At 36.8% G+C, this 25854-nt stretch carries 30 protein-coding genes; 29 read left to right on the top strand and 1 reads right to left on the bottom strand.

The features are described 5' to 3' along the window. Positions 1-413 precede the first annotated feature (413 nt). From HBB17_RS17825 to HBB17_RS17810, 4 genes are all read left to right on the top strand, one after another. Positions 414-1721, top strand: a complete 1308-nt coding sequence (locus HBB17_RS17825; RefSeq protein ID WP_167958851.1) for an ATP-binding protein — start codon at positions 414-416, stop codon at positions 1719-1721. Between the two features lie 346 nt (positions 1722-2067). Next, positions 2068-2754 carry a polyphosphate polymerase domain-containing protein gene (locus HBB17_RS17820; protein WP_167958850.1) on the top strand — a complete coding sequence of 229 codons (687 nt, stop codon included), beginning with the start codon at positions 2068-2070 and terminating at the stop codon, positions 2752-2754. Positions 2755-2808: 54 nt separating this feature from the next. Beyond that, complete coding sequence (locus HBB17_RS17815; protein WP_167958849.1) at positions 2809-3504, top strand: DUF4956 domain-containing protein; 696 nt, start codon at positions 2809-2811, stop codon at positions 3502-3504. 90 nt (positions 3505-3594) lie between these two features. Then, positions 3595-5406, top strand: a complete 1812-nt coding sequence (locus HBB17_RS17810) for a CotH kinase family protein (protein WP_167958848.1) — start codon at positions 3595-3597, stop codon at positions 5404-5406. 137 nt (positions 5407-5543) lie between these two features. Here the strand turns inward: HBB17_RS17810 and HBB17_RS17805 are convergent, their stop codons facing one another. Further along, positions 5544-6311, bottom strand: a complete 768-nt coding sequence (locus HBB17_RS17805; protein WP_167958847.1) for a shikimate dehydrogenase family protein — start codon at positions 6309-6311, stop codon at positions 5544-5546. Between the two features lie 203 nt (positions 6312-6514). On the opposite strand from HBB17_RS17805, the gene spoIIIAA reads away from it, so the two are divergent. The 25 genes from spoIIIAA (at position 6515) to HBB17_RS17690 (ending at position 25829) form a co-directional block, all read left to right on the top strand. Next, the gene (gene spoIIIAA, locus HBB17_RS17800; RefSeq protein ID WP_167958846.1) at positions 6515-7483 is read left to right on the top strand and encodes a stage III sporulation protein AA; all 969 of its coding nucleotides are present in this window, start codon (positions 6515-6517) and stop codon (positions 7481-7483) included. 12 nt (positions 7484-7495) lie between these two features. Further along, positions 7496-8020, top strand: coding sequence for a stage III sporulation protein AB (locus HBB17_RS17795; protein WP_167958845.1), 525 nt, complete (start codon positions 7496-7498; stop codon positions 8018-8020). Between the two features lie 54 nt (positions 8021-8074). Further along, positions 8075-8269 (top strand): stage III sporulation protein AC, encoded by a 195-nt coding sequence (gene spoIIIAC / locus HBB17_RS17790; RefSeq protein ID WP_167958844.1) that lies wholly within the window; start codon positions 8075-8077, stop codon positions 8267-8269. Positions 8270-8315: 46 nt separating this feature from the next. Then, positions 8316-8696, top strand: coding sequence for a stage III sporulation AC/AD family protein (locus tag HBB17_RS17785; RefSeq protein WP_167958843.1), 381 nt, complete (start codon positions 8316-8318; stop codon positions 8694-8696). Positions 8697-8725: 29 nt separating this feature from the next. Beyond that, the gene (locus HBB17_RS17780; protein ID WP_167958842.1) at positions 8726-9916 is read left to right on the top strand and encodes a stage III sporulation protein AE; all 1191 of its coding nucleotides are present in this window, start codon (positions 8726-8728) and stop codon (positions 9914-9916) included. A 24-nt stretch (positions 9917-9940) separates the two neighbouring features. Beyond that, complete coding sequence (locus HBB17_RS17775; protein WP_167958841.1) at positions 9941-10630, top strand: stage III sporulation protein AF; 690 nt, start codon at positions 9941-9943, stop codon at positions 10628-10630. A gap of 14 nt (positions 10631-10644) precedes the next feature. Continuing rightward, positions 10645-11223: a stage III sporulation protein AG gene (locus HBB17_RS17770; RefSeq protein WP_167958840.1), complete on the top strand. Its 579-nt coding sequence runs from the start codon at positions 10645-10647 to the stop codon at positions 11221-11223. 9 nt (positions 11224-11232) lie between these two features. Then, complete coding sequence (locus HBB17_RS17765) at positions 11233-12027, top strand: SpoIIIAH-like family protein (protein WP_167958839.1); 795 nt, start codon at positions 11233-11235, stop codon at positions 12025-12027. A 189-nt stretch (positions 12028-12216) separates the two neighbouring features. Continuing rightward, positions 12217-12594 (top strand): Asp23/Gls24 family envelope stress response protein, encoded by a 378-nt coding sequence (locus HBB17_RS17760; protein ID WP_167958838.1) that lies wholly within the window; start codon positions 12217-12219, stop codon positions 12592-12594. 205 nt (positions 12595-12799) lie between these two features. Further along, positions 12800-13195, top strand: a complete 396-nt coding sequence (nusB, locus tag HBB17_RS17755; RefSeq protein ID WP_167958837.1) for a transcription antitermination factor NusB — start codon at positions 12800-12802, stop codon at positions 13193-13195. A 64-nt stretch (positions 13196-13259) separates the two neighbouring features. Next, positions 13260-14468 (top strand): exodeoxyribonuclease VII large subunit, encoded by a 1209-nt coding sequence (gene xseA, locus HBB17_RS17750; protein WP_167958836.1) that lies wholly within the window; start codon positions 13260-13262, stop codon positions 14466-14468. Beyond that, positions 14468-14683: an exodeoxyribonuclease VII small subunit gene (gene xseB, locus HBB17_RS17745; RefSeq protein ID WP_207717375.1), complete on the top strand. Its 216-nt coding sequence runs from the start codon at positions 14468-14470 to the stop codon at positions 14681-14683. The genes xseA and xseB overlap by 1 nt, the downstream gene beginning before the upstream one ends. After that, on the top strand, positions 14673-15620 hold the full coding sequence (locus tag HBB17_RS17740) for a polyprenyl synthetase family protein (RefSeq protein WP_167958835.1): 948 nt from the start codon (positions 14673-14675) through the stop codon (positions 15618-15620). The genes xseB and HBB17_RS17740 overlap by 11 nt, the downstream gene beginning before the upstream one ends. Next, positions 15620-17506 carry a 1-deoxy-D-xylulose-5-phosphate synthase gene (gene dxs, locus HBB17_RS17735; protein ID WP_238483793.1) on the top strand — a complete coding sequence of 629 codons (1887 nt, stop codon included), beginning with the start codon at positions 15620-15622 and terminating at the stop codon, positions 17504-17506. The genes HBB17_RS17740 and dxs overlap by 1 nt, the downstream gene beginning before the upstream one ends. A gap of 33 nt (positions 17507-17539) precedes the next feature. Then, positions 17540-18451: a TlyA family RNA methyltransferase gene (locus HBB17_RS17730; protein WP_167958834.1), complete on the top strand. Its 912-nt coding sequence runs from the start codon at positions 17540-17542 to the stop codon at positions 18449-18451. A 30-nt stretch (positions 18452-18481) separates the two neighbouring features. Continuing rightward, complete coding sequence (locus tag HBB17_RS17725) at positions 18482-19336, top strand: NAD(+)/NADH kinase (protein WP_167958833.1); 855 nt, start codon at positions 18482-18484, stop codon at positions 19334-19336. Between the two features lie 16 nt (positions 19337-19352). Then, positions 19353-19823: an arginine repressor gene (argR, locus tag HBB17_RS17720; protein WP_167958832.1), complete on the top strand. Its 471-nt coding sequence runs from the start codon at positions 19353-19355 to the stop codon at positions 19821-19823. A 212-nt stretch (positions 19824-20035) separates the two neighbouring features. Then, positions 20036-20782, top strand: a complete 747-nt coding sequence (locus HBB17_RS17715; RefSeq protein ID WP_167958831.1) for a YebC/PmpR family DNA-binding transcriptional regulator — start codon at positions 20036-20038, stop codon at positions 20780-20782. A gap of 144 nt (positions 20783-20926) precedes the next feature. Then, complete coding sequence (locus HBB17_RS20540) at positions 20927-21127, top strand: phage integrase SAM-like domain-containing protein (RefSeq protein ID WP_238483792.1); 201 nt, start codon at positions 20927-20929, stop codon at positions 21125-21127. Positions 21128-21159: 32 nt separating this feature from the next. Next, entirely contained in the window at positions 21160-21480 is a 321-nt protein-coding gene (locus tag HBB17_RS20535) for a tyrosine-type recombinase/integrase (RefSeq protein ID WP_238483791.1), read from the top strand. A gap of 16 nt (positions 21481-21496) precedes the next feature. Further along, positions 21497-21835, top strand: coding sequence for a tyrosine-type recombinase/integrase (locus tag HBB17_RS20530; RefSeq protein ID WP_238483790.1), 339 nt, complete (start codon positions 21497-21499; stop codon positions 21833-21835). 142 nt (positions 21836-21977) lie between these two features. Beyond that, on the top strand, positions 21978-22166 hold the full coding sequence (locus tag HBB17_RS17705; protein ID WP_167958830.1) for a hypothetical protein: 189 nt from the start codon (positions 21978-21980) through the stop codon (positions 22164-22166). 25 nt (positions 22167-22191) lie between these two features. Then, a complete protein-coding gene (locus HBB17_RS17700; RefSeq protein ID WP_330588278.1) occupies positions 22192-22800 on the top strand; it encodes a recombinase family protein in 609 nt (202 codons plus the stop codon). 336 nt (positions 22801-23136) lie between these two features. Then, positions 23137-24594, top strand: a complete 1458-nt coding sequence (locus HBB17_RS17695; protein ID WP_167958829.1) for a type I restriction-modification system subunit M — start codon at positions 23137-23139, stop codon at positions 24592-24594. Positions 24595-24665: 71 nt separating this feature from the next. Further along, complete coding sequence (locus tag HBB17_RS17690; protein WP_167958828.1) at positions 24666-25829, top strand: restriction endonuclease subunit S; 1164 nt, start codon at positions 24666-24668, stop codon at positions 25827-25829. Positions 25830-25854 lie beyond the last annotated feature (25 nt).

Here is a 25854-nt window from a genome sequence, read left to right as displayed (position 1 = left end):
TGAGGTCCGTCAATTTGCACAAATTAAGTTTGTCTAACATGTAAAACAGGATATAGTTTACTCGCAACACGCTCTCGCTTGGATGAAGTTCGTAGTGGTACATAAGGCTCTAAAGTACAGAGCCAAAGTACCAACGACTTCATACAGTTGCTCGTCAAACTATATCCTGTATTACATGAGATTAGCTAATGTTTGCGCAAATTAACGAAAGAAAGTTTTAGTAAGGGCTTTTGACACCCGAACCCAATAAGAAAACTTCGCAAATGAATGCTTCGTATGCGAAGTTTTCTATCTATCTGTCACTAGTTATTATAATTGGTGCCGTTGTTTTGCAACAATTCAAAAACATTTGCATCTGCACGTAAGTGCTCCTTGCTTATGTTTCACAAATACATAAAGAAAGAAGCGATAGTATGTTTCGAGAAGTAGCCAAGTTAGTAATTTACAGAAATATAGGAAAGGATAGTATTCTATTTCAACTATCCGACATAATCAAGGATTATACGTGTAAGGAAGCAGGAAAAGAAGAAACCATCGCACGTATCTATGATCAGATCAACCATCTCTTAGATGTGGCAACAGTGTATGGATTTGACAAAAATCTATGGCACAATTATTTGGCATATCTGTTAGCTACTTGTGAAAACCCATTTAGTATTACCTGTGAAAAAGTAGGTGGACAAAATGGTACAGTAAATGAATTTGCAAAGAGTGACTTTAAGATCATTAAGCATCTGTTCGATTATGACTTTTCAAAACTAGAGGAAGATTTGAACATTAATTGCTTTAGCACCATTTTGCATTATCAATCCATTCAAAAGAGTGGAAAAAGATACAATCGGAATGTAAGCGAAAAGGTTCGTTTATTAAGTGAGAAGATTGAACAAGCGAAAGATGAAGAGGAAATCTATACCATTGTTACGGATTTCTACAGAGACTATGGAGTTGGTAAATTCGGATTGAATAAAGCATTCCGAGTACGTCATACTGAGGAAGAAGCAATCCTTTGTCCAATTACCAATACAGAAGAAATCCATCTTGATGATCTGATTGGTTATGAGATTCAAAAGCAGAAATTAATCGATAATACGTTGGCATTCGTAGAAGGAAGAAAAGCAAACAATGCGTTACTGTATGGAGATAGTGGTACTGGTAAATCAACAAGTATCAAGGCAATCCTAAATGAGTATTACAGTCGTGGACTTCGAATGATTGAAATTTATAAACATCAATTTCAAGATTTGTCTTCCATCATTGCACAGATTAAAAATCGTAATTATCGTTTTATTATCTATATGGATGATCTATCCTTCGAAGAATTTGAGATTGAATATAAATACTTAAAAGCAGTAATCGAAGGTGGATTGGAGACAAAACCAGATAATGTCTTGATCTATGCGACATCAAATCGTAGACATCTGATCCGTGAAACCTGGTCTGATCGTTCGGATATGTCACAGGATGAGTTGCATCGTTCGGATACCATTCAAGAAAAATTGTCCTTGGTTGCTCGTTTTGGTGTATCCATTAACTACTCTGCTCCAACACAAAAGGAATATTATGAAATCGTGAAGAGTTTAGCAAAACGCTATGATTCCATTACGTTATCAGACGAAGAACTTTGTAAGGAAGCAAATAAGTGGGAGTTGAGCCATGGTGGTTTATCTGGACGTACCGCACAACAATTTATTAATTATCTTGCTGGTAAAGTGGAAGAGTAATTTGATACAAAATTAGAATAGGAACTTTGTTATGGAATAACCATACCTTTACATTCGAGTAAAATCGAATCGATGGGAGAGTTGGGGATTCAATAGTAAAGTTCTTTTTTTATAAAAGCAAGCTAAAAAGCAAGTCCCAAAAAGCAAATCTAAAATATCAATTTCTGTATTTTCACAAAACACAAGGAAAAAGGGAATGGAGAAAGAATAGATTTGAACACAGTCTTTTCACATACTTTACATGGAGTTTACACAAATTTTCGATAAGATGTTAAAGAAGTAAAGGATAAATCTGGTTTGGTTAAAAATTTTGTTAAGAGAACCGGACAAAAGAGGAGGTGAATTGGTGAAAGAACTAGAACTACGTCATGAATACAAACATCATATCAATTATTTTGATTATCTGGCAATGAGAAAACGACTGCAGGCAATTACAAAGCAAGATGAAAACGTAGGGGAGTCGGGAACATATCTCATTCGTAGTTTGTATTTTGATAATTATCAGGATAAAGCGTTACGTGAGAAGCTTGATGGAATCAATAAAAGAGAAAAGTTTCGAATCCGATATTACAATGATGATCTCACATATATCAAGTTAGAGAAGAAGAGCAAGATTTATGGTTTGTGTAATAAACAATCCGTTACGATAGCAAAAGATGAATGTGAGAAGATCATAAAGGGCGATCTGGAATGGATGGCAGCAAGTGAAAGAGCTTTACTTGTTGAACTATATGCGAAGATGAAATACCAACAGTTGCGTCCAAAAACAATCGTTGAGTATACCAGAGAACCTTATATCTACAAACCTGGTAATGTGAGAATAACATTTGATAGCAAAGTAAGGACTGGAATTGGCAGTACCAATTTCTTTGATGTACATACGCCAACCATTATAGCGAATGAAGAGAATATCATAATCTTAGAGGTCAAATACGATCATTTCCTGCCTGAGATCATTGAGAATTGTGTGCAGTTGAAAGATCGTAGAACAAGTGCATTTTCCAAATACGTTGCCTGTCGTACCTATGGGTAAGTGGGGTATAAAATGTGAGTAATAAAATAAACAGACGGAAGTCAAGGAGGAAAAATGAGTACAACATATTTAGCAACTACAACTTTTGGTGATGTGTTCAAATCAAGTTTTATGGAGAAGGTATCCAGTTTTTCAATTACGGATACGCTAATTGCCATGGGTTTGGCATTTGCCTTAGGACTATTTATCTTTTTTGTATATAAGAAAACATTTCGAGGTGTCATGTATTCCGCATCATTTGGTGTGTCTTTGATGGCAATGACACTAATCACCACATTTATCATCTTGGCAATTACTTCTAATGTAGTATTATCACTTGGTATGGTTGGTGCATTATCAATCGTTCGATTCCGTACAGCAGTAAAAGAACCTTTGGATATCTCTTTCTTATTCTGGTCCATTGCAGTTGGTATTGTTATTGGTGCTGGTTTAATCCCATTAGCGGTGATCGGTAGTGTGCTGATTGGTATCATCATGTTGGTATTTGTAAATAGAAAAAGTACGGATAATCCATATATTGTTGTAATTAATTGTGTGAATGATGCCGCTGAAAAAGCAGCTTTAGATGCATTAAAAGGTTCTGTAAAAAAAGCGGTTGTTAAATCTAAGACCGTATCTAAGAGTGGTATAGAGTTAACAGTAGAAATTCGTTTGCCCGATATGACAACGGAATTCGTGAACAAGATCAGCCAGTTAAATGGAGTGGAGAATGTGGTCTTAGTTAGTTACAATGGCGATTACATGTCATAAGTGCAAAAGCGCGGATTGCGTATTATTAAGAAAGGAGCCATGTAATGCTAAGAATAGCAGGATCACAACGTGTGATAAACATGGAAAAACATGATTACTAATAAGCACATAAATAAGATTATTATGTTATGTATCGTAATTGCTTTGGTGTGCTCTGGGGTAATGATCTATCTGGGGAATACAGACAAGGTCAAGGAAAGCAGTGGTGTATCTCTTGCTTATGAATCACAGTTATTTGATCACGATTCGATCATGACCGTTGATATACGGGTTGATGAAGACTCTTGGAACGAAATGATCGAGAATGCCAGCAGCGAAGAATATATATCCTGTGATGTTGTGATCAATGGCGAAACCTATTCCAATGTCGGAATACGACCGAAAGGGAATACGAGTTTATCTCAGATCGTATCCGATGACACAACGGATCGTTTTAGTTTTAAAGTTGAATTTGACCATTACGATAAGAATCAGAATTGCTATGGATTGGATAAGTTAGTATTGAATAATGTTATGTCTGATTCGACGTATATGAAAGAATATCTGTCATATGATATCTTGCGCTATGCAGGGGTTATTTCTCCGCTCTATAATTATGCTTCTATTACGGTAAATGGTGAAGATTGGGGATTTTATCTAGCGCTGGAAGGAATGGAAGAATCCTTTGCAATACGAAATTATGGATCCAATTATGGTCAACTATATAAACCAGAGACTATGGGAGTTGGTGGAGGAGTAAACGACAAAACAGATCAAGACAATTCCAAAGGAATGATGCCACCAAATGATCAAAATAATGAACAGAATGCAACGAATACACAACAAGAAACAAGAACAATGCCAGACGATTCCCAGATGAAACAAGGTATGGGTAATATGGGAGGTGGTTTTGGTAATTCCATGTCATCGGCTAGTCTCCAGTATATTGATGATAATATCGAAAGTTACAGTACGATTTTTGATGCAGCCGTATTTGATACGGATGATAGCGACTATGAACGTGTGATCACGGCAATTAAGAACCTCAATGCGGGTACGGATCTCGAAACCTATGTGGATGTTGATGCTGTGTTACGCTATATTGCAGCGAATACGGTTCTTGTTAATCTGGATAGTTATTTTTCCAGTATGCAACACAATTATTATCTCTATGAACAAGATGGTCAGATAACCATGCTTCCTTGGGATTATAACTTATCATTTGCAGGATTTCAAAGCAAAACAGCAACATCCGCTGTAAATTTTCCGATTGACACCCCAGTATCTGGTGTTACTTTGGAAGATCGACCAATTATCGCAAAACTATTTGAAAAGGAAGAATATCTGGAACGATACCATCAAATCCTACAGGAAATTGTAACAGGATATTTTGATAGTGGACTTTTCCAAAGTACCATCACAAAGATAAACAAAAGAATATCCTCTTATGTAAAGACCGATGCTACGGCATTCTACACATTTGATGAGTATGAAACTGGTGTAGAGAATTTAATTCAATTTGGATTATTACGTGCCAAGAGTATACAAGGGCAATTAGATGGAACGATTCCATCAACGACCGATGGGCAAGAAGAAGACAGTACGACATTGATCGATGCAAGTAATATCAATCTAACTGCGATGGGTACACAAGGCGGCGGAGATGGTGAAATGAAGCAGAAGTTGGATCAAATGACAATGAGTCAAGGCCAAATGCCAGGCGATTCCTCGAATAATGAGAAATCGCAGATGTTTGGTGATCGACAGCAAATGGGTAATGATCCTAGACAGGGTATGTTTATGCAAGAACAAAATTCGCAAGATTACACCAATGAAATCATCCTATTGAGTGTGTGCGGCGGTCTATTGGCAGTAGCGTTAATTGTTGTTATTTGCTTTAAAAGAAGAAGATTTCATGTATAAATAAGAAATGTCAAAATGATAACGTTCCCCTTATCATATCATAAAAAAAGAGCGGCACTCTGATCTTTATTAAAATCAGCAGTGTACCGCTCTTTTTGTTATGGCGTTAACTGACAAGAAAAGTTTCAAGTACAAGGTTATTGATTCATTGCTTCCATGATCTGGTGATAGATTGGATCGATCACTTGATCTTCAATTGTTGTATCAAGGAAAAATTCAACCGCATATTTAGCTTGTGCTACAAGCATCTCTAGTCCATTAATAGCTTGCATGCCAAGTTCACTTGCTTGTTTTGTTAATTTGGTTTGCAATGGATTGTAGATTACATCAAGAACCGCTTTGCAATTTGTGAAAGCAGCTAAGTCAAGTGGTGTATGATCCACATTTGGGAACATGCCAACAGGGCTGGTATTAACAATTATTTCCACATCAAGATGATTTTTAATCGCTTCCTCTTTTGTTATTACACCTGGAGCCGGTACAATATCGATAATGATAATCTCTTTTGCTTGTAAATGCTTCAAAACAGCGATGATCGCCTTGGAAGCACCACCGTTTCCGATTACCAATACTTTCTTGCCAGAAACTGATACATTGTGGTGTTCAACCATGTATAAAAATCCAGAAAAATCGGTGTTATGACCGATTAATTTACCATTTTTATTCACAATGGTATTCACAGCACCAATGCTTTGGGCATTGGTATCCATTTCATCTAAATAGGGAATTACATCTTGTTTATAAGGAATTGTTACATTAATTGCTTTAAAATCTCTCGCTTGCATAAAAGGGGAAAATTCCTCTTTGCTAAGTGGTGTCAAATCATACTTATAATCTGCCAATTTCTCATGTATCTCTTTTGAAAAGCTATGTCCAAGTTTTTCACCTATTAGTCCATATTCCATAGTCATAATCTCCATTTCATTATCATAGTATTGTTAGAGTTAGTAATCCAAAGTGGGAAGTCTTATGTATCCAATCTTCATGCATAAATATACCTTTGTTTTCTATATTAATATAAGATATAAAACAATGCAAGGTTAATATGGAATAAATCTGTGACATTTACATATATTGTTTTAAGTAAACTTTCGTTGGGGGGATATGGGTGATTAAAAAAGACGAGCTGTTAAGAATTTTTTCTGTTCAGTTAAGAACAATTCTTTCGCGAATTAACTTGGATTATGGAAATCTGCAGGAAATCCGGTTACGGATTAATGCACCATTAATGGTAGTGTACGATAACCGAGAATTTTTCGTTTCAACAAAATATCAGCTAACGGATCAAGTACAGGAAGCTTTTATTATTACGAAAAATGAAATACGAGAAACGATGGAATACATAAGTAATTACTCACTGTATGCATTTGAAGATGAGATTCGTCAAGGATTTATAACCATACAGGGTGGGCACCGTGTAGGAATTGCAGGAAAAGTCATAGTTGAAGATAACAGGATAAAAAGCATTAAGCATATATCCTTTATTAATGTTCGTCTATCCCATCAAGTAAAAGGTTGTGCGAATCTGGTAGTACCATATATCGCTAGTGATGATAAAAGAAATATCTATCATACCTTGATTATCTCACCTCCTCGATGTGGAAAAACAACTTTACTTAGAGATATCATTCGACATTTGTCGAATGGGGAAGGCGTAGCAGAAGGAGTTACGGTTGGTGTTGTAGATGAACGTTCAGAGATCGCTGCCTGCTATATGGGGATACCACAGAATGAATTAGGAATTCGTACCGATATATTGGATTGCTGCCCGAAGGCAGATGGAATGATGATGCTGATCCGCTCTATGTCTCCACAGATTATTGCCGTGGACGAAATCGGATCAAGAGAAGACATCGAGGCAATCGAATATGTGATTAACTGTGGCTGTAAATTAATTGCTACTGTTCACGGCAATTCCGTCGACGACATTAAGAACAAACCAATTCTTGGACGCCTTGTGCGGGAAAAGATTTTTGAACGGTATATCGTTATGGATAATCGAAAGAACATTGGGTGTGTAGAAGAGATATACGATGCAAGAGGAACCTTATTATATAAGGATAATTATGATCGCTAAAGGAGGAAGAGAATGGTAGCAATGAAAGTAATTGGAGCAGTTTTAGTCATCTTATCAACTGGGGGTATGGGTGTCTACTTCAGTTTGATTCTAAAAGAACGAATCAAAGATCTAAAGGAACTGAATAAGTTAATTCTTGTATTACGTGGTGAGATTCGATATGCAAGTACCCCATTACCCGAGGCAGTGGGAAACCTTGCAACTAGAACAGATGGGGAATTCAAACGTTTTTTACTAGCAGTTGAAGAAGAATTAGACAAGTTGGAAGGAAGAAGTTTTAATGACATTTGGCGAGGGTGCGTAGAGAAAGAATTGCTAGATACGAGCTTGAATAAGAAAGACAAGTTATTGTTATCTCGATTAGGGGAGAACTTAGGTTATCTTGATAAAGAGATGCAGTTGAACACCATTGATCTATACATAACCCAGATTCAAGGAGAATTGGATGATGCAATGGATAGCGTGAAAGAAAAAGTGCGTTTATATAATATGTTGGGTGTTATGGCGGGGATATTCATAACAATCATATTGATCTAGTCAATATAGTAAGATACAGACAGGCAACAATTAGAAAAGAGAGAGGAAGGAATCATGTCGATCAATCTAATATTCAAAATTGCAGCAGTAGGAATCTTAGTTTCTGTATTAAGTCAGGTGCTCAAGCATTCAGGAAGAGAAGAACAAGCATTTCTCACAAGCTTGGCAGGATTGATCTTAGTATTGTTATGGATCATTCCCTATATATCGGAATTATTTAATACGATAAAGAGTTTATTTTCTCTATAGTGGGCTCACTTGGAGTTTAAGAAATGGGACAAGAAAGGAAGGTTCTATGATTAAAGCAGCAATCATTGGTATAGTAGGCGTCCTTATCGCGATCCAATTCAAAGGTGGAAAATCCGAGTACGGGATGTATATTGCAGCTGCAGTATGTGTGATCATAACGATATTAGGATTAACACGATTTGAAATCATTTTGGATACCATTAACCGAATACAAGGGTATCTATCCATCAATAAGACGTATTTTAATATACTATTTCGAATTATAGGAATAACCTATATATCGGAGTTTGCATCGAGTCTATGTAAAGATGCTGGACATGCGGCAATTGCTGGACAGATTGAGCTGGTTGGAAAGTTATCCATATTAACCGTAAGTATGCCAATTTTACTTGCACTATTGGATACCATCAATGAGTTCTTGGCATAAGAATAGACAGGAAGAAGGCGCGATTGGGAATGCAGATCATAAGAACACTGCTTATACTTTTATTACTGAGTTTCTGCATGAATGGAACCGTCGTCCGTGCAGAAAAGGAAGCTTATGAAACAGAAGACGAAAAAGGAGGTACTACATCAGACGAGAATACCATAACAGGAGATTTGTCGTATTATGAAGATTTTGATTATGGAGATATTCAAAATGCCATAGATGATGTGTTAATGGGGAGGAATTCCTTTGATTTTAAGAGTTACGTTGGAAAATTACTTAGTGGTGGAGAAGGAATATCCACAAAGGGGGCTATACAAGATCTCTTCACTGCATTAGGCAAGGAGTTTGGTGCAAATAAGGGAGCATTATTAAAGTTATTGATGATAGCCATCGTAGCAGCGGTATTTACGAATTTCACGAATATATTTGAGAATAACCAAGTAGGGGAGACCAGTTTTTATATTACCTATTTGCTGTTATTTACCACAATAACAGGAACATTTGTTACAGCAACGGCCGTAGCAAGTGACGCCATATCCGCAGTATTGTCATTCATGAAAGCACTACTACCTACTTATTTTATGTCGATAGCATTCTGCACCTCAAAGGCAACTACACTGATCTTTTATGAAAGTGCACTTGTGTTAATTACGGTAGTTGATGTGGTACTGGTAAAAATCATGATCCCTTTGATCAATATCTATATGGTGATAACCTTAGTTAATAACCTGGCAAAAGAAGACTTGTTATCAAAGTTTGCAGAATTGTTAGAGTCGATCATCAAATGGTCTATGCGAACTTTATTCATTGCGGTAGTAGGTTTTAACACCATTCAAGGATTAATCGTTCCGGCATCGAACTCAGTGAAGAAAACATTAGCGATTAAATTTACGAAAGCCATACCTGGTATTGGTAATTCCTTGAATTCCGTAGCAGAGACGGTTATGGGAGCGGGAACTTTAATAAAGAATGCCATTGGGGTAACAGGACTTGTGGTGATCTTAGTAATTTGTGCATTACCATTAGTCAAACTGATCGTTACCATGATAATCTATAAGCTTGGTGTAGCCATTGTTCAGCCAATCTCTGATAAACGGGTTGTTGCTTGCATAAGCGGAGCGGCTAATGCGGCAGGTTTGTTAGTTTATGTGGTAAGCATAGCAGCGGTGTTGTTCATGGTGACGATTGCTATATTGGCAGCCTCCACTACCATGTAAGAGGAAGAGAGAACAAGGCGATTGGTGGTTCGAACAAAATCATCATACGATGGAAAGGACATGGTGATTCAGATGAAAGCAATCTATGAACTTGTACGCAATATCGTGGTGTACTTGATTCTTGTTACGATCATTATGAATTTGGTTGGAAAGAGTAGCTATCGAAAATACATAAATATCTTCACGGGAATGGTTTTAATCTTGATCGTGGCAAAACCAGTCATGGGGATATTTCATTTATCCGATACATTTAATTATTATTTTCAGAATAATTTGTTTATGGTAGAGGCAAAAGATTATTCGGCTGACATTAAAGCAGCAGATGATGCAGGGCAGCAGGAGATATTAAAGGAGTATGAAGATATAATCAAAAAACAGATTGCGACAGTATTAGCCAGATACCAATTGTACGCTTCTAGTGTACAGATAGATCTGAATACAGATGAGACAAGTGGTGAATATGGAATGGTAACGAAAATCGGAATTGATGCAGCGTTTACCATGGAAGATCCAACCAAAGAATCAAAAGAGGTGCAAGAGATACGAGTGGATCAGATTATGATCAATCAGCAGATAACATTACAGGAAGAACCAACCGAAACTGAGGAGAAGGTAGGCGCTTATGAGGAAACGAAAAGTAAGATACGATTAGAACTTGCTAGTGCATTTCAATTAATGGAAGAACAGATCCACATAACCATTCGGGAAGAGTAAGGAGGAAAGAAAGCGTGGAGAAAAAGAAACTATCCTTAAAAGAAATAGGTATACCAAGACTATTGATCATTGGATTATGTGGTATATTCTTAATTATTCTTTCATTTCCTAATCTTTTTTCGGGAGGTGATAAGAAAACGAGCACAACCAATACCCAAGAGATATCACAAGTTCAATCAAGCACAAGTTTATCCTATGAGGATGAAATGGAACAACGTTTGCAAAATGTGTTAAAGAAAGTAGCTGGAATCGGAGAGGTGGAAGTCATGATCACAGTCAAGTCTTCGAAAGAGCGAGTAACACTAAAGGACACCCCTTATACCCAGGAGACATTAACAGAAACGGATAGTGCTGGAGGATCCAGAAATAGCGATACGATTGAAAAACAGGAAGAAACGGTACTTCAGAATAATGGCTCAGGAGAATCAACTCCTTATGTTGTGAAGGAATTAGAACCAGAAGTAGAAGGTGTATTAGTGATTGCCCAAGGAGGAGACTCACAGACAATAATCAATGAAATTGTTGATGCTGTTGAGGTATTATTTGATGTACCTGCACATAAAATTAAAGTAATGAAAATGAATTCGAAGTAGGAGGTAACAATGAAGAATATTCTAAAAAAGAATCAAGTAATTATAACTGCACTAGCAATCATGATTATTGTTGCAGGATACTTACAGTTTACGAAGGATAAAGCAGAAGATGCACAACAAAGTGCCAATACCGAGGATACCTTGGAAGTTACAGATGGAGATGTACTTGATACAGCAGACAGTGAAGCTTTGGATACCGCATCAAGTGATGTGCTCAGTGTGGATGACGCAACGAGTGAATTACTCACAGCTGACCTCGAAAATGGTACAATGGATATCTCAGAAGAAGATAATGCGGCATACGATGCAGCAGCTGCTGAGGCAGAAGATGGAACAAAGACAGCAGATGCAGCCGCAGAAGAAGCAACAGAAACAACAGCTGGAGAAGGTACGAATGATGCAGGCGAAGCAGTATTGGTTAATACAACGATCAATGCAGATTTCTTTGCATCTTCCAAATTAAAAAGAGAACAGACAAGAGCAAAGAACAAAGAATTGCTTATGAGCATTGTAGATAGCAGTAGTGTAACAGAGAGTCAGAAACAAGAAGCACTGGACAAAGTGATTGCAATGACTTCTATAGCAGAAAAAGAAAATGCTGCGGAAACTTGGTTAGAAGCAAAAGGCTTTTCTGGAGCTGTTGTTACAATTAATTATGATGATGGTAAAGTAGATGTTATCGTAGGTGTACATAATGCAACAGAACAGACGATTGCACAGATCGAAGATATTGTAAAGAATAAAACAGGCGTATCAGCTGATAAGATTACGATTAATCCTGTAGAGGTAAAAGAAGCCGAGTAAGACGAGATTCGTTTGAATTACAACATTTTGGGAATACTATAAATACCAGTATGCCACTATGTTAGGACTTGCAAATCGGTGTAAGTTTGATATAATAGGCTTATAGTACCAAATGTGTAGCTATCCTGTTGTTATGGTAAAAAATGTAATACAAGTAGCTGCTCAAATGTAAACAGGAGGTAATTAGCGTTGAGTAAAGAACGAGAGAATAAAACGAATTATAGAATACATTCAGAAGGTAGCATTGGAGAAGTTCGTATCGCAGACGAAGTTGTCGCTATAATTGCTGGCTTGGCTGCTACAGAAGTAGAAGGTGTAGCTGCAATGAATGGGAATATTACGAATGAACTTGTAAGTAAGCTTGGAATGAAGAACTTATCTAAGGGGGTTAAGGTTGAAGTTGGACCAGAATCCGTTTCTGTGGATTTGGCTATCACTTTAGAGTATGGTTGCAGCATTCCAAAAACATCAGAAGCTGTTCAGGAAAAAGTAAAAGCCGCTATTGAGAATATGACAGGATTAAACGTTTCAGAAGTTAATGTTCGTATTGCTGGAGTTAACGTATAATCAAATACCCATGATCAGAGTGGAACGGGTGCTTCAACCCCCGCACTTAATGTGCGGGGATATTTTATGTAATAGGGATGTGGGTATGACACTCGTACGAAGAAGTAAATTTTAGCAAGCGTGCTAGGCAAGAGAGTCTGCAAAACAGATTCTTTGTTAAATTATAAGAAACGCGTACAGGTAAGGAAAACGCAGGAGGAATTTAATGAATAGAAGAGAATGTAGAGAACATTTATTTAGAATGTTATTTCGTAGAGAATTTCATGAACAAACAGAGTTGAATGAACAAATTCAGATGTATTTTGAGCAATTAGAAGAGCCATCTGAAAAAGATATGACATATCTAAAAGATAAAATGGATAAAATATTACCATTGATTACTGATATTGATGGGATGATTGAGCGTGTAACAGAAGGTTGGAAAATCAACCGAATTGGGAAAGTCGATCTCACAATTCTTCGATTAGCTATTTATGAGATGAAGTATGATGAAGATGTACCAACAAAGGTGGCAATCAATGAAGCTGTAGAGATAGCGAAGATTTTCGGAGAAGACAATTCGGCTGCATTTATCAACGGAATCTTGGCGAAACTTGTTTAATTGAGTGGTTAAGGGCTTTTGACGTCCTAACCAGCGAGTAAATCAGAAGGAGGTAGAGAGTTCAATGGATCATGTATATACGGTCACACAGATTAATCTGTATATTAAAGATATGTTTTCAAGAGATTATGCGCTGAATCGTATCTATGTGAAAGGTGAAGTCTCGAACTGTAAGTACCATACCTCTGGACATATCTATTTCACCTTAAAAGATGCAAGCGGACAGATGGCATGCGTAATGTTTGCTGGACAAAGAAGCGGTCTAGGATTTCGTTTGCAAGAGGGACAAAGTGTTGTCGTTCTCGGTAGTATCAGTGTATACGAAAGAGATGGCAAATACCAATTATATGCGAGAGAGATTCTCTTAGATGGAGCGGGCGTTCTCTATCAGAAGTTTGAAGTTATGAAGAAACAGTTGGAATCAGAAGGCTTATTCGATGGGGCTCATAAGAAACCAATCATGCAGTATCCTCGTAAGATTGGTATTGTAACAGCGAAAACGGGTGCCGCGATTCAGGATATGATTCAGGTAACGTCCAGAAGAAATCCATACCTGCAGTTGGTCTTATATCCAGCTTTGGTTCAGGGAACCGCTGCTGCGCCTTCTATTATCAAAGGAATTTCTGTCCTTGATACTTATGGTGTGGATACAATCATTGTTGGACGTGGTGGAGGATCCATTGAAGATTTGTGGGCATTTAATGAAGAATCGGTAGCAAGAGCGATCTATGCATGTAAGACGCCAATCATATCCGCCGTTGGACATGAGACGGATACTACCATTGCAGATTATGTGGCAGATTTACGGGCGCCAACACCATCGGCTGCGGCGGAATTGGTTACGGGAGATATACGAGATCTACTAGACGATCTGCAAGCATATCAGAGAACCTTTCAATTCCATATGCGACAGAAGATTCAGTTGGCGAGAAACCAAGTTCAACGATATGGAATGCAATTAGAGCATACTAGCCCCATCAACCAGATCAATTCCAGACGACAAGATCTGATTGAACGGGAAAATCGGTTGCAATCCTTGATGCAACAACGTTTGTTAGCCAAAAGACACCAGTTGGAGTTATATGCACAACGAATGAAAGGTGTTTCTCCTTTAGAAAAACTAAACAAGGGATATGCCGTCGTAATGGACGAGAAGAAACAAATCGTACGGAGTATCGAGCAGGTTGCCAAAGGGGATTCTATTACAATTGCGATGCTTGATGGAGAGGTAAACGCAACAGTAGAATCAACGATGACAAGGAGGCGTGAATAATGGCAAAAGCAGCAAAAACCATTGAATCAACATTTGATGAATTAGAACAGATTATTGAACAATTAGAAAATCCAGAAGTAGGTCTGGAGGAATCGTTCAAGTTATACCAGTCAGGCATGAAGCTTGTAAAATCATGCAATGATTCCATTGATAAAGTGGAGAAAAAGATCCTGATCCTTAATGAAGAAGGAGAATCAGAAGAACATGAACTTTAAAGAAGAATTAGAAAAACGAATAGAAGAGGTTGAGAAGGTAATTATAAATTACCTTCCAAAAGAGCGCGGTTTTCAAGAAACCGTATTAAAAGCAATGAATTATAGTGTCTTAGCCGGTGGAAAACGGTTGAGACCAATGTTAATGGAAGAGACCTATCGTTTATTTGGTGGGAATGAGAAGAAAGAGATTGAACCATTTATGGCAGCAATGGAGATGATTCACACGTATTCATTGGTACATGATGATCTGCCAGCAATGGATAATGATGAATATCGTCGTGGCAGGAAGACCACTCATGTTGTATTCGGAGAAGCAATGGGAATACTAGCAGGAGATGGTCTGCTTAATTTTGCCTATGAAACAGCTTGTAAAGCGTATGCAGGTTGTTTAGAGCAAGAGCCATTTGAGAATAAATTATCGGAACAACAATTACGAGACTATGTAAATCGTGCAAATCGCATCATGAAAGCCATGAAAGTTTTAACCGAAAAACCAGGGATTTATGGAATGCTTGGTGGTCAGGTCATAGATGTAGAGTTGACAGGAAAACAGGTTGACAAAGAACGACTTGATGTGATCTATGATTGGAAAACAAGTGCATTGATTGAAGCCTCCATGATGATTGGAGCGATATTAGCAGGTGCAACGGATCAAGAGGTTGAGACAATACGGAAGGTGGGACATTCCATTGGGATGGCTTTCCAGATTCAAGACGATATCTTAGATGAGACCAGTACCCTTCAAATACTTGGAAAACCAATTCATAGTGATGAGAAGAATGAAAAGACGACATATGTAACACTATATGGGATAGAAGAAGCGAAACAATATGTCCTTGCTTATTCAAAAAAAGCGATTGCGCAATATCAGTCATTGAATAAGAAGAACGAGTATCTGGAAGCTTTAATTTATTATTTGATAGACAGGGAAAAATAATGGAAGAGAAAAAAAAGAACATGGAAACGTCTGGTTTGTTAGACAAAATTACGAAAGCAAATGATATTAAGAATATACCAGCAAAAGAATATGCGGCTTTGGCAGAGGAGATTCGTCAGTTTCTTATATCCAATATAAGCAAGACGGGTGGGCATCTTGCGTCAAATCTTGGTGTTGTTGAATTAACAATGGCATTACATCTGTCATTAGACCTCCCAACGGACAAATTGGTTTGGGATGTTGGACATCAATCGTATACGCATAAAATATTGACTGGAAGAAAAGAAGGCTTTCGTAATCTTCGTATGTATGAAGGACTATGTGGTTTTCCAAAAAGACGAGAAAGCGATTGTGATGCCTTCGATACAGGGCATAGTTCTACATCAATATCTGCCGCACTTGGGCTAGCAAAAGCAAGGGATCTGCAAAGAGAAAAGTACAATGTGGTTGCAGTGATCGGTGATGGAGCTTTATCAGGTGGAATGGCATACGAAGCATTGAATAATGCTGCCAGATTGAAATCGAATATGATCATTATCTTAAATGATAACAATATGTCCATCAGTGAGAATGTAGGTGGAATGGCTACCTATCTCGGAAAAATTCGTACAAGCGTGAAATATAATGGCTTTAAGGATGGAATTGAAAAAGCACTCTCCAGTTTACCAAAAGGGAAAACGGTAGTAGATCGATTACGTCGTTCGAAGGATAGTATTAAACGGTTATTTATACCGGGGATGTTGTTTGAAGATATGGGACTTACTTATATTGGTCCGATTGATGGTCATAATATCGAACAGTTGATGACTGCAATTCATAGTGCAAAGCAGATGAAAGAAGCAGTGATCATCCATGTGGTGACGAAAAAAGGAAAAGGATATCAACTTGCAGAGAAGAATCCAGCCAAATACCACGGTGTTGATCCATTTGTGATTGAAACTGGTGTAGTGAAGAAAAAAAGTAGTATGAGTTATACAGAAACATTTTCCATGAAATTGTTGGAACTTGCAGAAGCCAATGATAAGATTGTAGCGATAACAGCAGCAATGCCTTCTGGAACAGGATTAACTCGATTTGCAAAGAAATACCCCAAACGGTTCTTTGATGTAGGGATTGCAGAAGAACATGCGGTTACGTTTGCAGCAGGACTTGCTGCGGGTGGAATGAAACCAATTGTTGCGATCTATTCCTCCTTTTTACAAAGAGCGTATGATCAGATTATTCATGATGTTTGTATTAGCTCATTACCTGTGGTATTTGCCATTGACCGAGCAGGGATCGTAGGAAGTGATGGAGAAACCCACCAGGGTGTCTTTGATATCTCCTATTTACTAACGATGCCGAATATGACGGTGATGGCGCCAAAGAATGGACAGGAATTAACCAACATGTTGGAATTCGCTGTGAATCATGATGGACCAGTTGCTATTCGCTATCCTCGTGGAAAAGCCTATGCTGGTTTGGAAGATTATCAAACGCCGATAGAATATGGAAAAAGTGAATTAATATACAGAGAAGAAGAAATCCTTCTGTTAGCATTTGGAAGTATGACAGAAGTAGCCCTTCAGGTAAGAGAACGATTAAAGAGTACAGGGCATAAAGCAAGTTTGGTTAATATGAGATTTGTTGCTCCACTAGATGAATCTCTTTTGAAAGAATTGTTACCATCGCATAAAATGGTCGTTACTTTAGAAGAAAATGTAGAATCTGGCGGTTTTGGTCAAAAAATAGTTGGATTTTTATGCAAAAATAATTATAATGATAATAGATGCATTCGTATCGCTCTTCCGGATACTTTCATTCCACAGGGAGATGTTGAATTATTAAGAAAAGCCTATGGGTTGGATGCCCAAGCTGTAGTTGCGACGATTCTTCGCCAGTTATAGGTAGCGTTATGAGTGTAGTTGAATGAGGTGCTTATGAAAGAACGTTTAGATGTAATGTTGGTTCAGCGTAATCTGGCTGAATCGAGAGAAAAAGCAAAAGCGATCATCATGTGTGGGAACGTTTTTGTAAATGGACAAAGAGAAGACAAAGCAGGGAGTATGTTCCCATCTGATGTGGAGATCGAAGTAAAAGGACACGCCATGAAATACGTAAGTCGTGGTGGCTATAAGCTTGAAAAAGCGATCGAACAATACGGAGTATCGGTGCAGGATAAAGTATGTATGGATGTTGGATCTTCAACAGGTGGATTCACTGATTGTATGTTACAAAATGGTGCTTCCAAAGTCTATGCAGTGGATGTGGGAACGAATCAATTAGCTTGGTCCTTACGTCAGGACGAGAGAGTCGTAAGTATGGAAAAAACCAACATTCGTTATGTAACGAAGGAAGAGATCGGGGAACCAATTGCATTTGCTTCCATTGATGTAGCCTTCATCTCTTTAACAAAAGTGTTGATTCCTGTAAGAAATCTTTTGGAAGAGAAGGGACAGGTTGTATGTCTGATCAAACCACAATTTGAAGCAGGAAGAGAGAAAGTAGGAAAGAAAGGCGTTGTTCGGGAAAAGAGTGTTCATATTGAAGTAATTGAAAAAGTTATCAAGTATGCCGTTGCTATCGGATTCGATATATTGAACCTAGATTATTCTCCGATTAAGGGACCGGAGGGGAATATCGAATATCTGCTCTATCTGGAGAAGAAGCCGGAAACTGAGAACACGGAAACAAATGCAGAGGAAGAAGATTCTTCAGATGAACGAGAAGAAGGAGAACGTTATATGGAACTTTCTTTAGAAGAATGCAACCAATCTGTTCGAAATGAAGCTATTCTAGATTTAACAATGTATATTAGAGAGACCGTAGCCAATGCACACGGTGCGCTGTAAATCTACGAGAAGGGCTTGGTGTTAGGTAGAATGAATAATTTCTGTATTATAACCAATATCCATAAGGATAGTGAATTCAAGACGACGAAGTTAATTAGGGACTATCTGTTAAGTAAGGGAAAACATTGTATGATCTCTTCTATACAAAAGGAAAGTAATTTTGCTGGAGTGGTTACCGATGTATCATGGATCCCGGAAGATACCGATTGTGTGATTGTACTTGGTGGCGATGGAACAATCATTCGTGCTGCTACCGATCTGTATCAGAGAGAAGTTCCTTTGTTAGGAATCAATCTGGGAACATTAGGGTTTTTAGCAGAGATTGAGAGACAAGATATCATACCAGCTCTGGATAGTTTACTGCAACAAGACATACAGATTCAAGAAAGAATGATGATCTGTGGCGAGATAACTAGAGAAAATACTACTATATATCAAGATTATGCGTTAAATGATCTTGTAATTGGACGAAATGGTTTTTCACGAATTATCAGTGTAAGTGTTTTTGTTAATGATATATTGGTTGATACATACCATGGTGATGGTGTGATCATTGCGACACCTACTGGTTCAACAGGATATAATCTGTCTGCAGGAGGACCGGTTGCGGCTCCAAGTACGAATCTAATGATGGTAACACCAATTTGTCCACATTCCATGGGACAGCGAAGTGTGCTAGTCTCTGCAGAAGATGAAATCACAATACTAATCGATAAAAGCAAGAAAACACAGACGGATGAGGCAATTGCAACTTTTGATGGACGAATGGGTATGGAATTAAAAGCGGGAGACCGAATACTTGTTAAGAAAGCGGAGAAAGTTACAAAATTAATCAAAATAAATCAAAAGAATTTTTATGAGATTCTAAGGAACAAATTAAGATAAGAATCAGGAGGTAAGTATGAAAATCAAACGTCAGACAAAGATAATTGAGTTGATAACCAAAAATGATGTAGAAACACAAGAAGAATTAGCGGAATTGTTGAATGCAGCAGGCTATAACGTTACGCAAGCGACGATTTCAAGAGACATTCGTGAATTAAAATTAACGAAGGTTTCTTCTGAAAAGGGAAAACAAAAGTATATTGTATTACAGAAGCAAGAAGCAGGATTAAGCGAAAAATTCGTACGCGTCTTACGTGATGGTTTTGTATCCATGGATCGTGCACAAAACATCATGGTAATCAAGACGGTTTCTGGTATGGCAATGGCAGTTGCAGCAGCACTGGATGCCTTACACATTAACGGAATCGTTGGTTGTATCGCAGGAGATGATACAATTATGTGTGCCATTCGTTCAGTGGAAGATACCATCGAAGTTATGGAGAAAGTGAACAAATTAGTAAGTACAAGAAATGATGGCTATAACTAGGATTTGACAAGGATTGTTTTGATTATTTCATACCAAAACTTGCTTGTAGGAATAAAACGTGTTACAATAATTCAGTTAGTGTATAAAATGGAGCGGAACGTGTTCAGTCCCCATTGTTGATTAACGGAGTTTTTCCGTCATATAAAGTTGTTGGTAGAGAGCGTACGTGCAACAACATAAAATATTTACAAATGTTATAAAGGAGAATTCATATGTCAGGACATTCAAAGTTTGCCAATATCAAACACAAAAAAGAAAAAAATGATGCAGCGAAAGGTAAAATCTTTACCATTATTGGTAGAGAAATTGCAGTTGCTGTTAAAGAAGGTGGAGCAGATCCACTTAATAACTCAAGACTACGTGATGTAATTGCAAAAGCGAAAGCAAACAACATGCCAAATGATACAATTGATCGTGGGATCAAGAAAGCTGCTGGAGATGCAAACAGCGTTAATTACGAAAATGTAAGCTATGAAGGATATGGTCCTAATGGTATTGCAATCATCGTAGAAGCTTTAACGGACAACAAGAACAGAACTGCTTCTAACGTAAGAAATGCCTTTACAAAAGGAAATGGTAATGTTGGAACACAAGGCTGTGTATCTTTCATGTTCGATAAGAAAGGTCAAATCATCATCGATAAAGAAGAATGCGATATGAACGCAGATGATCTTATGATGATCGCTTTAGATGCTGGTGCAGAAGATTTCGCAGAAGAAGAAGATAGCTTCGAAATCCTTACTGATCCAGATATGGTAAGTGAAGTACGTGAAAAATTAGAAGCAGAAAATATCAAGATGGCACAAGCAGAAGTAACAATGATCCCTCAAACTTGGGTTCAACTTACTGATGAAAAAGACATAAAATTCTTTCAAAAAACATTGGATCTACTAGACGAAGATGATGATGTGCAAGCAGTTTACCACAACTGGGATGAGCCAGATGAGGATGATGAATAGTTGATTTTATGCGGGTTTCCGCAATTTCATTGTTCTCAAATCTCTGAAAAATCGTGCCGGTGATGGTATACGAACACTTTTTAGAAGCTCAGTTACGAATGTAGAAAACCTCTTATACGTATGTCACGTATAGGAGGTTTTTTTATGTTGTTAGAAGATGTGTTAAAGGAGTTTATATTCGATTGTAAGCTAAGAAAGTTGAGTGATAGGACGATTAAGTCTTATCAAAACAATAACAGGGCTGTTATACGGTTTATTAAGAATGAGTATGATATTGTGGAGATTGAAGAGGTAAACCAAGCGGTCATTAAGAGTTATATTAAGTATCTAATGATAAACAACTGACAGAGAGCTATGTAAATGGAATGAGTAAGGTTATGAGAGCTTACTTTAAGTATGCATTCCAAGAAGAGTACGTTATTCGTAATCCAATGGATAAGATAAGGTTTCTGAAAGAGCCTATTACATTGATTAATACGTTTACAAATGATGAAGTCGTGCGGAAGGTTCGGTTTTATAAGGGCAGCAGATACTTAGATGTTAGAAATCAGCTTATCATGATACTGCTATTAGATACAGGGATGAGGAATGCAGAGCTTTGTGGATTGAAACTTACTGATATACGTGATACTTATATCAATATTCTTGGTAAAGGGAAAAAGATAAGGCATGTGGCCACTGACACCGACTATAAATAAGCAGCTTATTAAGTATATGAGAGTGCGTACAGCTTATATAAAGGATAAATACAATTATCAATCAGAATATTTGCTGCTTTCTCAGAAAGGCAAGAAACTCACAATAGAGACGATAGAACGTGTTGTAAAGGAATGTGGGGAAGGCGTTAAGGTAAGTCAGCAGATAAGGATTAGTCCTCATACTTGTAGGCATTATTATGCTCAGACACAATTGAAGAACGGATGTGACTTGTTTACGGTATCTAAGTTATTAGGGCACAGCAATATCAATATTACTAAGAGGTATTTGCAGTCTATGAGTAATGACGATGTGTTGGAGATTGCGGTTAAGACGAGTCCGTTGATGAATTTGTAGAGTAAATGACAAGACATACAATAGCGTTTTATAAATTTACTTTACATCTTTAAAAGGATTGCTCTATAGTAATATATAGCTTAATAGAATTTAATTGTGGGAATGAAAATATAGGGGGTAAAAGATAATAAAGGAGATAAAAATGGATAAGAAGAGTAAAATTTTATTTGTTGGAGTTGGAGTTGGAGTTGGAGTTGGAGGTTGTGGCAATAATTATGTAAATATAGTGGAGAAGAATTATTCTTATGATTGTTCCATGGTAGATTCGGAGTTGGAAGCATTAAATGCATTAAAGCCATGGAATAAGTATTGTCCAGAGGTTCGTTATTAATGAACCAAGTAGAAAAGGGAGTATTATGGGACGTAATAAAGTATATGGTTATGCAAGAGTAAGTACAAAGGATCAGGTATTAGAAAGACAGATTAGAAATATCTTGCGATATGATTCTAATGCTGTTATTTATACAGAGAAAGCAACAGGAACCAAAATAGATATTCGTACAGAGTTTAATAAGCTATTAAAGCAAGTTAGTTCAGGAGATACTATTATCTTTGATTCTGTATCGAGAATGAGCAGAGATGCCGAACGAGGCTTTGAATTGTATGAAGAGTTGTTTAATAAAGGAATAGAGCTGGTATTTATTAAAGAGCCTCATATCAATACAGTTACGTATAAGAAAGCGTTAACAAACAATATTGCACTAACAGGAACTAAAGTGGATAGCATCTTAAAAGGAATTAATGAATACTTAATGGCTATTGCTAAAGAACAGGTAACGATTGCATTTGATCAGGCAGAGAAGGAAGTAAAGGACTTACAGCAGCGTACCAAAGAAGGAATAGAAGTCGCAAGGGCAGCAGGTAAACAAATAGGACGGGTTAGAGTAGTAAAATCGAGACAGAGAAGGCTAAGAAAGCAAAAGAGATCATTAAGAAGCATTCTAAGAAGTTCTATGGAATATTGAAGGATTCAGAAGTAATGGCAATTGCTAAGTGCGCTAAGGCAACGTTTTATAAGTATTGTGCAGAAATTGAATTAGAGTTTGAAAAAGAGAGTGGTAAGTAGGCTGCTCTTTCTTCAAAATTCTATAGAGAGGGCAGTAAAAACTAAGGGGGAGGTAGATTTTCTTTACTATACTAGAAGCATGTTTGGTAAGAGACTGGAATAAAAATGATGATTTCAATATTAAATTTACAATTAGCTACAGATAATAAAATATTGTTGAAATATAGCGAATATGTTACTATTAACTTAGTAAAGTTATGTAGTTTTACGAGCTGACAAGAAAAAGGAGTATACTATGATTACAGGTGAATTAAGAAGTAAAGTAGACCGAATTTGGGAAACATTTTGGACAGGTGGTATTACAAATCCACTTGAGGTAATAGAGCAATTTACGTATCTATTGTTCATGAAACAATTAGATGAAGTTGAATTAACGAAGGAAAGTGATGCTGAATTAATCGGTATTCCTTTTGATGCAACTTTCCCGTCAGATAAACAACATTTAAGATGGAGCAAGTTTAAAAATGAAGAAGCTACGAATATGTATAATATTGTTATGAATGAAGCTTTTCCATTTATCAAGAACTTACATCAAGATGGGGAATCAGCATATGCAAGATATATGGGAGATGCGATCTTTAAGATTCCTACACCTCAAATGCTATCTAAGATAATTGATGGTATCGATCAGTTAGATATGTCAGGTCATGATGCAAAAGGTGATTTATACGAGTACTTATTATCTAAAGTTGCGACAGCAGGAACAAATGGGCAGTTTAGAACGCCAAGACATATTATTAAAATGATGGTGAACTTAGTGAAGCCAACACCAAGTGATATCATTGTTGATCCAGCAATGGGAAGTGCAGGATTCTTAGTAGAAGCACAGGAATACTTAAGAGAAAATCATGCAGATCTATTTTTAAATGCAGGTTTAAAAGAGCATTTTAACAATCATATGTTTTATGGATTTGATATGGATAGAACTATGCTTCGTATTGGAGCAATGAATATGATGCTTCATGGTGTTGATAATCCTAATATTGAATATAAGGATAGTTTATCTGAGCAAAATACAGAAAAAGAAAAATACACGCTTGTTTTAGCAAATCCACCTTTTAAAGGTTCATTAGATTATGAAGCAGTAAGTACTGATTTACTTAAGGTAACTAAAACAAAGAAAACAGAATTATTGTTCTTAGCCGAAATTATTCGTTCATTAAAAGTAGGCGGTAGAAGTGCTACCATTATTCCAGATGGTGTATTATTCGGCAGCAGTAAAGCGCATAAAGAGATTCGTAAGGAGATTGTAGAAAATCAAAAACTTGAAGCAGTTATTTCTATGCCAAGTGGTGTGTTTAAACCATACGCAGGAGTTTCTACAGGAGTACTAATTTTTACTAAAACAAATGCAGGTGGAACTGATAAAGTTTGGTTTTATGATATGAAAGCAGATGGTTTTAGTTTAGATGATAAGAGACAACCTATTGAAGAAAATGATATTCCAGATATTGTTGAGAGATTTGGTAAGTTAGATGAAGAGATTGAAAGAAAACGTACTGAACAAAGTTTCTTTGTTCCAGTAAGTGAGATTATTGATAATGGATATGATTTATCTATTATCAAGTACAAAGAGATTGAATATGAAACTGTTGAATATGATCATCCTACTGTAATTCTATCACGCATTAATGAACTGGAAAATGAAATCCAGCAAGGCTTAGTAGAACTTGCAAAAATGCTAGAAGAGTAGAAAAGTGAATGGAAGAAGAAAGGAAATCTAGAATTGTTAGATAGACAAATTCAGATTTGTAGGGATGATAGATGCAAAAAATTGAGCTTAAATCAATAGGTAAGTTTCAATCAGGTGGAACACCATCAAAGAAAGAATCAAGCTACTTTGGTGGTGACATACCTTGGATTACAACTGTTGCTTTGAATGGAGAAAAAATTAATCAAAATAATGCAACAGATTGGTTGACTGATAGTGGAGTAACAAATAGTGCTACTAAAATAGTGCCGCCATATTCTTTAATGGTAGGAACACGTGTTGGTGTTGGTAAGGTTGCTGTAAATACGGTTGAAATGTGTACAAATCAAGATATTATATCAATCGTTGATATAGATAGAGATAACTGGAATTTAGATTATTTGAGATACTTTATTAAGTCAGTTGCACCTGTATTAAATGCAAAAGCAAGAGGGGCAACAATACAAGGAATAAAATTAGAAGTTTTACAAGCAACTAAAATTCCATTAATAGATATAGCAGATCAAAAAAGAATAGCTAATATACTACAAAAGACACAAAAAATTATAGATGATCGAAAGAAACAATTATTAGACCTAGATGAGCTTGTTAAATCCCGATTTATCGAGTTATTTGGTGCTTATCCACAAAATGAAAAGGGATGGGATGAAGGTACAATACGCGATATTGTTAATGAGGTTAGATATGGTTCTAGTAGACCAGCTGTAGAGGGTGGTAAGTATCCATATTTACGAATGAATAACATTACTTACTCAGGAGAACTTGATTTATCAGATGTTAAGCAGATCGATGTACCTGAAAACGAATTACCAAAGTGTACTGTTGCAAGAGGAGATGTATTATTTAATAGAACTAATAGTAAGGAACTTGTTGGAAAGACATGTGTCTACAATAGGGATGAAATGATGGTGCTTGCAGGTTTTGTTGTACGAGTTAGAGTTAATACTGAACTGGCGATACCAGAGTTTTTATCTACATTTATGAATATGGATTTCACTAAGAAAAAACTATTTTCAATGGCTAAGGCGGCAAGTGGACAAGCTAATATTAATGCTCAGGAATTGCAATCTATGGGTATCTATATTCCACCTGTTACATTACAAAAAGAGTTTTTATTGTTTAAAGAACAAGTCGATAAACAGAAAATTAAGATAGAGAAGTCATTGGATGAGCTTCAAGAACTATTTAATTCATTAATGCAAAAGTATTTTAAATAGTGTACTGTTTAATAAATAATATAGA

Source organism: Anaerosporobacter faecicola (assembly GCF_012070565.1).
GTDB classification, from domain to species: domain Bacteria; phylum Bacillota; class Clostridia; order Lachnospirales; family Lachnospiraceae; genus Anaerosporobacter; species Anaerosporobacter faecicola.
The sequence above is the reverse complement of the archived record's forward strand: the minus strand, read 5'-3'. Positions and strand labels throughout refer to the sequence as shown.